Annotated in this window: 13 protein-coding genes; 5 read left to right on the top strand and 8 right to left on the bottom strand. The window is 70.1% G+C overall.

Annotated features, from left to right (window positions below; all coding sequences use genetic code 11):
- Together G3N92_RS23300 and lepB are read right to left on the bottom strand one after the other, a co-directional pair.
- A partial coding sequence (locus tag G3N92_RS23300) for a hypothetical protein (protein WP_206129941.1) occupies nt 1-480 on the bottom strand: 480 nt, incomplete at its 3' end.
- 73 nt (nt 481-553) lie between these two features.
- Nucleotides 554-1,240 carry a signal peptidase I gene (gene lepB, locus G3N92_RS23305; protein ID WP_206129942.1) on the bottom strand — a complete coding sequence of 229 codons (687 nt, stop codon included), beginning with the start codon at nt 1,238-1,240 and terminating at the stop codon, nt 554-556.
- A gap of 217 nt (nt 1,241-1,457) precedes the next feature.
- Between lepB and fae the strand changes: the two genes are divergently transcribed.
- From fae to G3N92_RS23325, 4 genes are all read left to right on the top strand, one after another.
- Nucleotides 1,458-1,982, top strand: coding sequence for a formaldehyde-activating enzyme (gene fae / locus G3N92_RS23310; protein WP_206129943.1), 525 nt, complete (start codon nt 1,458-1,460; stop codon nt 1,980-1,982).
- A gap of 85 nt (nt 1,983-2,067) precedes the next feature.
- Complete coding sequence (locus tag G3N92_RS23315; protein ID WP_206129944.1) at nt 2,068-3,114, top strand: aldo/keto reductase; 1,047 nt, start codon at nt 2,068-2,070, stop codon at nt 3,112-3,114.
- Between the two features lie 34 nt (nt 3,115-3,148).
- A complete protein-coding gene (locus G3N92_RS23320) occupies nt 3,149-4,597 on the top strand; it encodes an NAD-dependent succinate-semialdehyde dehydrogenase (RefSeq protein ID WP_206129945.1) in 1,449 nt (482 codons plus the stop codon).
- 127 nt (nt 4,598-4,724) lie between these two features.
- A complete protein-coding gene (locus tag G3N92_RS23325; RefSeq protein WP_339385800.1) occupies nt 4,725-6,074 on the top strand; it encodes an MFS transporter in 1,350 nt (449 codons plus the stop codon).
- A 106-nt stretch (nt 6,075-6,180) separates the two neighbouring features.
- Here G3N92_RS23325 and G3N92_RS23330 read toward each other — a convergent pair whose 3' ends face one another.
- The 3 genes from G3N92_RS23330 to G3N92_RS23340 all read right to left on the bottom strand — a co-directional run bounded on the left by G3N92_RS23330 (nt 6,181) and on the right by G3N92_RS23340 (nt 8,962).
- On the bottom strand, nt 6,181-7,056 hold the full coding sequence (locus G3N92_RS23330) for a LysR substrate-binding domain-containing protein (RefSeq protein WP_206129947.1): 876 nt from the start codon (nt 7,054-7,056) through the stop codon (nt 6,181-6,183).
- A gap of 138 nt (nt 7,057-7,194) precedes the next feature.
- Nucleotides 7,195-7,836, bottom strand: a complete 642-nt coding sequence (locus G3N92_RS23335) for an isochorismatase family protein (RefSeq protein ID WP_206129948.1) — start codon at nt 7,834-7,836, stop codon at nt 7,195-7,197.
- A gap of 103 nt (nt 7,837-7,939) precedes the next feature.
- The gene (locus G3N92_RS23340) at nt 7,940-8,962 is read right to left on the bottom strand and encodes an AraC family transcriptional regulator (RefSeq protein ID WP_241014977.1); all 1,023 of its coding nucleotides are present in this window, start codon (nt 8,960-8,962) and stop codon (nt 7,940-7,942) included.
- A gap of 133 nt (nt 8,963-9,095) precedes the next feature.
- Here G3N92_RS23340 and G3N92_RS23345 point away from each other — a divergent pair, with 133 nt between their 5' ends.
- Nucleotides 9,096-9,404 (top strand): DUF1272 domain-containing protein, encoded by a 309-nt coding sequence (locus G3N92_RS23345; protein ID WP_206129949.1) that lies wholly within the window; start codon nt 9,096-9,098, stop codon nt 9,402-9,404.
- A gap of 58 nt (nt 9,405-9,462) precedes the next feature.
- Here G3N92_RS23345 and G3N92_RS23350 read toward each other — a convergent pair whose 3' ends face one another.
- From G3N92_RS23350 to G3N92_RS23360, 3 genes are all read right to left on the bottom strand, one after another.
- Nucleotides 9,463-9,684, bottom strand: a complete 222-nt coding sequence (locus G3N92_RS23350) for a YXWGXW repeat-containing protein (protein WP_206129950.1) — start codon at nt 9,682-9,684, stop codon at nt 9,463-9,465.
- A 79-nt stretch (nt 9,685-9,763) separates the two neighbouring features.
- Entirely contained in the window at nt 9,764-10,915 is a 1,152-nt protein-coding gene (locus tag G3N92_RS23355; protein WP_206129951.1) for a DUF1501 domain-containing protein, read from the bottom strand.
- A 2-nt stretch (nt 10,916-10,917) separates the two neighbouring features.
- On the bottom strand, nt 10,918-12,142 hold a 1,225-nt coding region (locus tag G3N92_RS23360; RefSeq protein WP_206129952.1), incomplete at its 5' end, for a DUF1800 domain-containing protein.

The raw sequence follows: 12,142 nt of genomic DNA on the forward strand, positions 1-12,142 counted from the left end.
GCACATACGCATTTCTCTATGGTGTGTGGATTTCACGCTTGTGCTCCCCCGCTCCGCGCCTCGGCGGCGCCAGCGCTGATCGAGCGCGATGCGATACCAGGCGCGCGCGGCGACGAAGCGCTGCTGTTGCGCGTCGATGTCGCCGCGATGCACGAAGGCCATCGCGATGCGCGCCACGCCGGTGTCGCGGCGCGCGGGCGTGTCGGCCATCATGAAATCGGCCACGGCCAGCATCAGTTCGGTATCGGCGAGCTTGTCCGCTTCGGCGAAGCGGCCCTTCGAGAGCGCCACCACGCCGGCCGCCGCGCATGCCGCGTTCGAGCGGCAGGGGGCGTCCTTGGCGTTGGCGATCCGATCGTGCCAGTGGCGCGCGGGCGCGGTGTCGTCATCGTCGGCCCGCGCGGCGGCGGGCAGGAACAGCGAGAGGCTGGCCGCGAGCAGCGCGGCGGCAGCGGCGGCGGAACGTATCGGAAGTCGCATGAACGGGAGGCGGAAAGAACGGCGGCGCGGCGATCCGGCCCGCGCGCGCCGGGTTGCGATTCAGACGGGCGATTCAGCCCAGCGGCGCATCGAGCTTGCGGCCGAAGCGGTCGAAGCGGGGCAGATAGTCGCGCGAAGGATCGAGCGAGAACGCCACGCGGCGCGCGCGGCCCATGATCTCGTCGCGCGGGAAGAAGCCGAAGTAGCGCGAATCGGCGCTGTTGTCGCGATTGTCGCCGAGCATCAGGTATTCGCCGGGCGGCACGACGATCGGCGCGAACGAATCGCGCGGGCTCGGCGCGTCGGGCGAGAGCCGCACCGTGTGCGCGGGGCCGCCGATCTGCTCGGCCAGATATTCGCCGGGCGAACTGGCGTCGCTGCGCAGCAGGTTCGCGCCCACCGGACGGTAGCTGGCGGGCTTGCCGTTGACGATCAGCACGTTGTCGCGCATCGCGATGGTGTCGCCGGGCAGGCCGATCAGGCGCTTGACGAGCAGCTCGTGCGCGGCCGCCGAATCGATCGTGACGATGTCGCCGCGCTGCGGATCGTGCAGATGCGCGAGGCGGATATGCGTGAACGGCACGCGCACGTCGTAGGCCAGCTTGTCGACCAGGATGCGATCGCCGATCCGGATGGTCGGCAGCATCGAGCCGCTCGGCACCACGTTCCAGTCGGCCACCGCGCTGCGGAAAACCACCATCAACAGCAGAAAGGCGATGAATCCCTTGTTGGCTTTCCAAAGCCTGACAATCGTGCGCATGGTCGTGTGAGCCGCCGGTGCGGCGCGGGTTTGATGTAGCCGGACTATACCCGAAGCGGGCTGGCGGGCGCGCTGCCGCGGCCGTCGCCGCCAGGCCATCGGTAGTCCCCCGGATATGACGCTGGCTCATAGCCGCCGATCAGGAAACATCGCTTCATGCGCGGCGAGGGCGCTGCCGATAATCGCCGCACCCAATCCTGACCGACGAGACACCGCAATGACCGCACCCTCCCGCAAATCGCTCTATATCGGCGAAGGCTTCGAAGGCCCCGGCGTGAACCTGGCGCACATCAACGTGCTGATCGGCCCGCGCGAAGGCCCGGCCGGCCAGGCGTTCTCGACCGCGCTGGCCACGCCGTCGGCCGGCCACGCGCCGTTCGTCGTGATCGCGCAGCCGGGCGTGCCGACCAAGCCGCTCACGCTCTATGTGAACAAGGCGCAGATCGCCGGCGATTTCCACGGCAACGCCACCTGGGGCGCGTCGCAGGCCGGCATCGCCAAGGCCGTGGCCGAGGCGCTGGAGCAGGGCACGCTGCCGCCCGAAGCCGAAAACGACTGGGTGGTGGTGACGGCGAACTGGGTGAACCCGCAAACCGACGATCTCGACGCCGTGTTCGAGAACAACTACCGCGCGTGCCGCAACGCGATCGTCGCGGCGATGGAGGGCCTGCCGAACCGCGACACGGTGTTCGCCGCCGCGCGCGCCGTGTCGAACCCGTTCTATACGCCGAAGCAGGGCTGAGCGCCTGCCGGTTCGTACGCACCCCGTATCAAGATCAAGACAAACAGACAGCACGCGGCCGTACCGGGCCGCCCCTGGAGGAAACATGGAATACGTCCGCCTCGGCCAGTCCGGCCTGAAGGTCTCCCGCCTGTGCCTCGGCACGATGAACATGGGCACGCCGCAATGGAAGCCGTGGATTTTCGATGAGGCGCAGAGCGAGCCGATCGTGCGCCGCGCGCTCGACGCCGGCGTGAACTTCATCGATCTGGCCGATTTCTACTCGACCGGCGTGGGCGAGGAAGTGGTGGGCCGGATCCTGAAGCGCACGGCGCGCCGCGAGGAAATCGTCGTGACCACCAAGGTGGGCTACGACATGGGCGCCTACCCGAACGCGGGCGGCCATTCGCGCAAGCACATCTTCGACGGCATCGACGGCTCGCTGAAGCGCCTCGACATGGATTACGTCGACATCTACATGCTGCATTTCTTCGACGTGAACACGCCCGTCGAGGAAACCATGAGTGCGATGCACGACATCGTGCGCGCGGGCAAGGCGCGCTATATCGGCGTGTCGACCATGTATACGTGGCAGTTCGCGAAGATCATGCAGGCCTGCGAGCGCAACGGCTGGAACAAGCCGATCAACATGCAGCTGCAACTGAACCTCGCCTACCGCGAGGAAGAGCGCGAGATGGTGCCGTATTGCCAGGATCAGGGCGTGGGCGTGTCGGTGTTCAGCCCGCTCGCGCGCGGCCTGCTGACCTGCGACGCGCAATCCACGCGCAACCAGACCGATTTCTTCACGGCGCAGATGTACGGCGATCCGGCCTCGCTGGCCGTGGCGCAATCGGTGGCCGCGGTGGCGCGCCGCCGCGGCGTGGCGCCGGCGCAGATCGCGCAGGCCTGGGTGCTGAGCCGCCCCGGCGTGTCGAGCATGCTGGTGGGCGCCGATTCGGTGGCGCAGTTCGACAGCGCGCTGGCCGCGCTCGACACCAGGCTCGACGCCGACGAGCTGTTCGAGCTCGAACGCAACTACACGCCGTGCGATCTGATCAACGATTACACGGCGGGCCGCCGCATCGCACGCGAATCGCGTCCGGCGCAGGGCGAATTCGCCGGCGATTTCCCGCCGGTGCCGGAAGCCGCCTGAGGCGCGCGCCCTCCCTTCATTAGGAATCTGAACGATGAGCGAATTTCTGAAGCGCGGCCATTACATCGGTGGCGAATGGCATGAAGCGGCGCCGGGCGAGGCGACCTACGCGGTGCTGAACCCGGCGACGGGCGAAACGATCGCGCAGGTCGCGCGCGGCGGCGAGCCGGAAACGCGGCAGGCGATCGCCGCCGCCGAACGCGCGTGGCCGGCCTGGCGCGCGCTGACGGCGAAGGAACGCGGCGCGCGCGTCAAGCGCTGGGGCGAGCTGATGCTCGAACACCGCGATGCGCTGGCCGAGCTGCTGACGCGCGAGCAGGGCAAGCCGCTCGCCGAGGCGAAGGGCGAGGTGGGCTACGCGGCCAGCTTCTTCGAGTGGTTCGCCGAGGAAGCGAAGCGCATGTACGGCGACGTGATCCCGAGCCCGAAGCCGAACTCGCAGATCGTCGTGACCAAGGAGCCGGTGGGCGTGGTGGCGGCCATCACGCCGTGGAATTTCCCGCTCGCGATGATCACGCGCAAGGCCGGCCCGGCGCTGGCGGCGGGCTGCACGATGGTGCTGAAGCCGTCCGAGGAAACCCCGCTGTCGGCGTTCGCGCTGGCGGTGCTGGCCGAGCGCGCCGGGATTCCGGCCGGCGTGTTCAACGTGGTGTCGGGCGACGCGGTGGCGATCGGCGGCGCGCTGACGGCCTCGCCGGTGGTGCGCAAGCTGTCGTTCACCGGCTCGACGCGGGTCGGCAAGTTGCTCGCGCAACAATCGGCCGAGACGCTCAAGAAGCTGTCGCTGGAGCTGGGCGGCAACGCGCCGTTCATCGTGTTCGACGACGCCGATCTCGATGCCGCCGTGGAAGGCGCGATGGCCTCGAAATTCCGCAACACCGGGCAGACCTGCGTGTGCGTGAACCGCTTCCTGGTGCAGGACGGCGTGTACGACGCGTTCACCGCGAAGCTGGCCGACGCCGTGCGCAAGCTGCGGGTGGGCAACGCGCTGGCGGGCGAGGTCGATCAGGGCCCGCTGATCAACGCGGCCGCGCTCGGCAAGGTCGAGCGCCATGTGGCCGACGCCACCGGCCACGGCGCGCGGGTGCTGACGGGCGGCCGGCGCCACGCGCTCGGCGGCACGTTCTACGAGCCCACGGTGCTGGCCGACGTGGCTGCCGACGCGCTGATCGCCGAGGAGGAAACCTTCGGCCCGGTGGCCGCCTGCTTCCGGTTCGCCACGGAGGACGAAGCGATCGCCGCGGCCAACGACACGCCGTTCGGGTTGTCCGCGTATTTCTACACGCGCGACCTGGGCCGCGCCTGGCGCGTGTCGGCCGCGCTCGAAAGCGGCATGGTCGGCATCAACGACGGGATCATCTCGACCGAGGTGGCGCCGTTCGGCGGCGTCAAGCAATCGGGCCTCGGCCGCGAGGGCTCGAAGTACGGCCTCGACGAGTACGTCGAACTGAAGTATCTGATGATGGCCGGACTCGGCCGATGAACCGCCGGCGGGCGGCCGTGCCTCGGGGCGCGGCCGCCCGTTGCGCATCGCGCGGGCGGGGCGGGCAGCACACAACCACAACAATGTCGGAGGCAGCTTGAATCAAGTCAATGTGCAAACGGGCGCGGTGCCCGGCGCGGCGCCGCTGGCGCGCGCCGCCGTCACGCCGCAGCGGGAAGTGCGGCTCGACGACGTGCCGCTCAACGGCTTCCACGTCAAGATCGCCGGGCTCACGTTCGGCGCGCATTTCACCGAGGGCTACACGCTCGGCACGATCGGCTACGCGCTCGCGGCGCTCGGCAAGCAGATGCCGCTCGACGCGTTCTGGATGGGCGTGATCGGCAGCTCGGCGCTGATCGGCATCTTCCTGGGCAGCCTGATCTTCGGCTGGCTGTCCGACCGCATGGGCCGCCAGAAGATCTTCCTGACCAGCTTCGTGATCATCGTGCTGGCGTCGGCCGCGCAATTCTTCGTGACCTCGCCGGCCGAACTCGCGCTGCTGCGCATCGTGATCGGCATCGGCATGGGCGGCGACTTCACGGTGGGCCACGCGATCCTCGCCGAATTCTCGCCGCGCAAGCATCGCGGCGCGCTGCTCGGCTCGTTCAGCGTGATCTGGACGGTGGGCTACGTGGTGGCCAACGTGCTTGGCCTGTACTACGGCGAAGCCTCGCCCGGCGCCTGGCGCTGGCTGCTGGCCTCGGCCGCGCTGCCGGCGTTCGTGGTCCTGATCGCACGGCTCGGCACGCCCGAATCGCCGCGCTGGCTGCTCGGCAAGGGCCGCGCCGCCGAGGCGCGCGCGATCGTCGCGAAGCATTTCGGCGCCCACGTGGTGCTCGACGGCAGCGACGCGCCGCACGCCAGCCAGGGCTATGCGCGGCTGTTCCGCCCGGACATGATCCGCCGCACCGTGTTCAACTGCGCGTTCTTCGTCTGCCTCGTGATTCCGTACTTCGCGATCTACACGTTCCTGCCGACCATCCTGAAGACGATCGGCCTGTCCGAAGGCTTCGGCGCGGATCTGCTGCTGAACGGCTTCCTCGTGCTCGGTGCGGTGATCGGCATCTGGCTGACGATCCGCATGTCGCGGCGCGGCTTCCTGATCGGCTCGTTCGCCGTGTGTTGCGCGTCGCTGGTGGCGCTGGCCGTGCTGCCGCATTCGGCGGCGTTGTGGATGATCGTGGCGTTCGGCGTGTTCACGCTGACCATGTCGGCGTTCAGCAACCTGGTGGGCGTGTTCCCGCCGGAGTGCTTCCCGACCGAGGTGCGCGCCTGCGGCGTGGGCCTGGCGATCGCGTGCAGCCGGCTCGGCTCGGCGATCGGCACGTTCCTGCTGCCGGTGGGCATCGCCACGCTCGGCTTCCACGTGACGATGTTCGCGCTGGCCGGCGTGCTGCTGGTGGGGATGATCGTGTCGATCGCGTGGGCGCCCGAAACCAAGCACCTGACGCTCGACGAGGCGTCGGGCGGCCACTGAGCGGGCGCGGCGGAAACATTCAGGTTTCCGTATCGGCTTGAATGAAAAAACCCGCGTGGCGGATCGTGATCCGCCGCGCGGGTTTCGTGCGTGCGCGCGCTCGCGCTCAGGAATGCAGCGCCGCCTGCGCGCGCAGCCACGCCACGAACGCCACCACCAGCTCGTCGCCGAGCTTGGCCGGCGCGATGTCGAGCCAATAGCCGAACGGCCCGGTCGCCTCCACCGGCGAGAGCGGCACGAGGCTGCCTTCGGCCAGTTCCTCCTCGATCATGCCGAGATCGACCACTGCCAGCCCCGCGCCCTTGCGCGCGGCGTGGATCGCCTGTTCGAGCGTCGAGAACTCGATGCCGTCGCCGGTGCGCGCGAGCGGCACGCCGGCCTGCGCGCACCAGTCCGCCCACAGCGTCAGGCGGCGGCCTTCGTGCAGCACGTGCAGCGACGGCACCTTGCCGAACAGCGCATCGAGCGGCGTGCCCGCGTAGCGCGGCGCGCCCACCAGCGTATGGCGTTCCAGCATCAGGCGTTCCGATTGCATGTCGGCGCGCGGGGCGCGGCCGAAGCGGATATGGCAGTGGCAATCGTCGGTGGGTTCGGTGCGGATCGACAGATCGACTTCGGGCAGCGCTTCGGACAACGTACCGAGGCGCGGCGAGAACCACTGGGTGGCGAACGTCGGCGGCAGCGAGACGGTCAGCCGGCGCTTGCGGCCCGGCTGCACGGCGGTGATCTCCAGGAGGCCGCGTTCGATGGTGTCGAACGCCTGTTCGATGAACGGCAACAGCAGCAAGCCGGCCGCGCTCAGCTTGACGCCCTTGTGATCGCGCTCGAACAACTGCGCGCCCACGCTGTCCTCGAGCAGGCGGATCTGCCGGCTCACGGCGCCCTGGGTCACGCACAGCGACGCCGCGGCGCGGTTGAAGCTCAGGTGATGTGCGGTCTCCTCGAAAAAACGCAACGCTATCAGCGAAGGCATCCGCCGCATGATTCTTTCCTTTCTGTCGTCTCGCTGCCAGCGCGTCCGGACGACGTTCGCTCCGGAATTCACGGGCTGGCCGGCAGCTTTATGGCAGAAAAGCGGCGCGGGCGGCAGGCGGTGTAAACCCGAGTAGGGCGGCGGCGCTCATTGCTTCGGAAACCCGATCATTCCCGCCCGCGTCAGCGTGACGTTCCTGCCGACGCCGGCCGGCGCATTGGCGAGCACCCAGGCGGCCGACAACTCGCCGAACGATTCCTTGCTCGACATGCCGTCGGTGGGCACGATCACCTTGAAACCGCGCAACGCGGCCTCGCTCGCCGTGTACAGCACCGCGCCGTGCGCCACCGTGCCGGTGACGATCACGGTCTGAATGCCGCGGGCCTTCAGCGCGGCTTCGAGATCGGTGTTCAGGAACTTGTCGACGCCCGAGCGCACGACCGTCTCGTCGCCCCTGGCCGCGATCGCGGGCGGCACGCCGGCGAGCGAACCGGTGCTGGTGAGGCTGTAGACCGTCATCAGCTTCGCCGCGCGCGCCTCGGTCAACAGGCCGGCGACGGCCGGCAGCGAGGCCACGCAATCGGGGCGCTCGTTCAGGTTGCAGGTGCCGACGTCGAAGTCGAGCAGCAGCAACGCGGTGTGGGCGGGATCGGCGATCGTCACCGGGTGCAGCGCGGGCGGCGCGGGTGTGGCGATCGTGTTCCAGGCATCGACGACGTCGGCGTGGGCGAGGCCGGATAAAGGAAGTGCAAGGGCGAGGGCGCAGACGGTATGGCGGACGCGAGGCATGGGCATCTCCGGGAAAGCCGCATGAAAGGCGCGGCGGCATCCGTTCGAGCCCGAGGCTCCGCCGCCCTGCGCCGGGCCGGACGATTCTACCGGCCGGCCTGCGCTACTGCATCGGCGGCGCGTCCGGCGCGCGCGCGGCGCTGGCCCGCCATTGCGACGGCGGCAGCGTTTCCTCCTGCCGCCACGCGCTGCGGAACGCCTGCACGCTGCCGAAGCCGCACAGCTCGGCGATGCGCTCGACCGGCGCGTCGCCGCCCTTGAGCAGGCTGCGCGCGAGCGAGAGCCGCAGTTGCTGCTGATATTGCTTGAGCGTCATGCCGCACTCCTGAAGAAAGATGCGCGCGAGATGGCGATAGCTGACGGCGAAGCGGGCGGCCAGTTCGTCGTAGGACAGCGTGCAATCGGGGCGGTCGCTCAGGAAATCCTGCACGGCGTGCACCAGCGCGTTGCCGTGATCGCGGTGGCGCAGCGGCGGATCGAGCTCGGGATCGCGGCGCATCCTGCGGAACGGCACGACGTTCTCGCGCGCCACGCGCACGGCCGCGGCGGCGCCGAAGTGCCGCGCGATCAGATGCAGCGCGAGGTCGATGCCGGCCGACACGCCCGCCGACGTGCAAACGTCGCCCGCATCGACGAGCATCCGGTTCGGCAGCACGCGCGCGCGGGGATGGCGCTGCTGGAGGCGGTCGAGGTGGTGGTGATGGGTGGTGCAGGGCCGGTGGTCGAGCAGCCCGGCCGCGCCCAGCAGGAACGCGCCGGTGCAGACGCTGGCCAGCCCGATGTCGCCGAGCCGCGGCGCGACCTCGTTGCGCAGCCAGTCGACGATCTGCCGCTGCGCGGGGGTGGGCGCAGCGTCGAACGCGAACTTCGCGCCGATCACGACGATCAGATCGCCGCGCCGCAGGCGCACCGGCAGCGGCTGGACCGCGGCCAGCGCCAAGCCCTGATAGCTTTTCAACTCGCTCTGCGGCCCGACGCAGCGCACCTCGACCGGCGCGATGCCGAGCTCGGGCAGCGTGCCGAACACCTGCAACGGGCCGGCCAGATCGAGGATATGCACGCGCGGCGGCAGCACGAGGAAGATGCGCGACAAGCCCGCGCGATTCGGAGCCGGTGCGTTCTGCATGAGCGGTGACGAGCCGAGATGACGATGCCGGCATGGTGGCAGATTTTTTTCCATGCCGGTCAGGTTTCGTGCTTTTGGGGGATGGGGCGATTCGTTAGGATGGCATCGTTCTGTTCGATCGAGGCCATCCGCCATGCTTGAAATCCGCCCCAGTTGCGAGCACTGCAACGTCGCGCTCGCGCCCGATTCGCGCGACGCCCGCATCTGCAGCTACGAATGCACGTTCTGCGTGTCGTGCGTCGATCGCGTGCTGCACAACGTCTGTCCGAATTGTGGCGGCGGATTCGAAAAGCGGCCGGTGCGCCCGTCGCGCGACTGGAAGGGCGGCAACTTTCTCGGCAACGATCCGGCCAGCGCCACGGTCAAGCATCGGCCGGTCGATCCGGCCGCGCATGCGCGCTTCAGCGCGCCGATTCAGGCGATCGCGCCGGAAGATCGGTAGCGCGGCCGGCCGCCGTCATGTCGCGACGGGGCCGGCCGCATCACCGGGAAACGCCGTGTCAGTAAGCCGCCACCCAGTGCCCCGGAATCCATGCCCAGTGGTTCGCTTCCCAGCGGTAATGGCCCTTCACCCAGTGATAGCCGGGCGCGGGCGCGGCGGGCACCACCTCGACGACCGGGGCGGGGCGCGGCGGCCGCGCCGGAGCGACCACACAGGCGGAGAGCAGCGCCGCGCAGGCGCAGGCGGCCAGGGCGGCGCGCGATGTCGATCGGTTGTTCATGTTCTGTCCTCCCAAGGACTGTTATCGATGTCGTGGTGAAAATGCCGGCGTTCCGGCCGGCTCGGCGGCGGGTCGCGCGTCAGGTGCGCACGAGGCCCGTCATCGGTTGCCGCGACGCGGCGCGGTCGAACAGCGCCGCGCCGGTGCGTTGCGGATCGAGCCGCAGCGTTTCGGCCGCCGCGCCCGCGATCAGCGCGTCGAGCGAGGCGGTGGGTTTCAGGTCGCGACCTTCGTAAAGGTCGGCGTTGCGCAGGCCGGGCCAGTCGGCGATCACGCGCCCGCCGCGCACGGCGCCGCCGAGCAGCATCGCGACCGAGCCCTGGCCGTGATCGGTGCCGCCCGTGCCGTTGGCGGCGGCGGTGCGGCCGAACTCGGTGGCGACCACCACGGTGGTGTCGTTCCAGACCGGCCCGAGGCCGTCGCGCAGCGAGGCCAGCATCGCGTCCAGCCCCTTCAGCACGTTCGTCAGCCGCGGGTTCTGCGCGCTGTGCGTATCCCAGCCACCCGTTTCGATCATCGCGATGCGCGGGCCGTCGTCGCGCGCGAGGAAGCTCGCGGCAAGCTTGCCGACGCTGGCCGGATCCTGCCGCGCGCCGGCGTCGTGGGCCAGGCCGCGCGCTTCCATCGCCGAGGCCCACAGCGGCCCGAGTTGCGCGTCGCGTTCGTAGAGCGCCGACACACGCGCGAGCAGATCGTCGGGCGCACCGGGCAGGCCCGATGGCGCGTACGACGTGACGCGCGCCGCGCCGCGCAGCGCGGCCGGCACGGTGGGCGCGAGCGCGATGGCGTTCTCGCGCGTGGCCGGCAGCATCGCCACGAGGCGGTTGAGCCAGCCGTCCTTGACCTGATACGGCGCGAGGCCGCCCGTCTCCAGCACGTTCTGGCCGTCGAAATGCGAGCGGTCGCGATAGGGCGAAGCGATCGCGTGGACGAACAGCGCCTGGCCGTCCTGATACATGCGCGCGGTTTGCGCGAGCGACGGGTGCAGCGCGAACGTGCCGTTCAGATGCGTCGATTTCGACGGATCGACCGCCAGCTCGCCGCGCAGCCGCGCGTAATCGGGATCGGCGTACGGCGACAGGATCGTGAGCCCGTCGGCCGCGCCGCGCTGGATCACGAACACGAAGCGGCGCTCGGTGGCCACGCTGGCAAATGCAATCCGCGGCGCGACCAGCAGGGCGCCGGCGCTGGCGGCGAGGGTGGCGAGGAATCGGCGGCGTGAACTGGACATGCTTATCTCCGCTGGAAATCGGGCGACACGAGCAGCAGCGCGAGCGCGGTGGTGGTGCTTTCGGCGCGCGATACCGCGGTGGAGGTGGCGTCGCCGAGCGTGCCGGCGAACAGGGTGGCGCCTAGCGCGCGCGGGTCGACACGGTCGCCGGTGCGCGCCGCGAGCCGCTGCGCGACCTCGACGCGCCGCACCAGCGCGTCGGGCGCGGCCCAGCTCGCGGCGATGTCGTCGTAGCCGGCCGGCGAGCCGGGCCGCCAGACCGGTTGACCCAGTTGCGTCAGCAACGGTGCGGCCTTCAGGTTGCCGAGCGTGGTCCAGCCGAGCCCGCGCAGCGACGAAACCGTCCAGTCCCACGGCGTCTTGAACTTGGCGTTGGCGCTCGACCACGCCTCGGGCGAATCGATCAGCGCGCGATAGACGGTGGGCAGATCGCCGCCGCTCTGCTCGAAGGCGCGCGCGATGCGCTCGGTCAGCGCCGGCGGCGGATCGTCGGCCACGAAATGGCGCGCCAGTTGGAGCGCGAGATGGCGGCCGGTGGCCGGCGCGCGGGCGAGATCCTGCAGCACGGCGCGCGCCTGTGCTTCGCCATCCTGATCGTAGCGGCGCCCCAGAACGGTGCGTACGCCCGGCTCGTGCAGCGCGGGGCGGAACACGAACGCGCCGGGCGGCGCGTCGTTCGGCTGCGGGCCGCGATAGCCGGCCACGCTCCAGCCGGTCAGCGCACGCGCGAATTCCGTCACGTCGGCCTGCGTATAGCCGCTGCGCGCGCCGAGCGTGTGCAGCTCCATGATCTCGCGCGCGAGGTTCTCGTTGAGGCCGCGCTTGCGGGCCGGGTCGCGCGCCTCGGCGCGCAGCGCGGCGCGGCTGTCGGGGCCGACCGAGCGCGTCTGGTCGAGGAACAGTTGCATGGCCGGGTGCTGTTCGGCCGCCACCAGCATGTCCTCGAAGCGGCCCAGCACGTGCGGGCGGATCGCCTCCAGCTCGAACGCGCCGGCCAGCCCGGCCACCTGGCCCTTGTCGACCGACACCGCGAAATGGTTGGCCCAGAAATGCACGAGCCGTTCGACGAACGGCGCGGGCGTGACCAGCGCGCTCTCGACGCGCGCGTCGACGGCATCGCGATAGACCTCGACGCTCTCCTTGCGGATCGCCTTGTTGACGGCCTGCCGCGCGGCCTGGGCCGGGTTGGCGGGCGCCGCTTGCGCGCCGGCCGACGGCCCGGACGCG

Origin of the sequence: Burkholderia sp. Ac-20379 (assembly GCF_017104645.1) — a bacterium.
Lineage (GTDB): Bacteria > Pseudomonadota > Gammaproteobacteria > Burkholderiales > Burkholderiaceae > Burkholderia.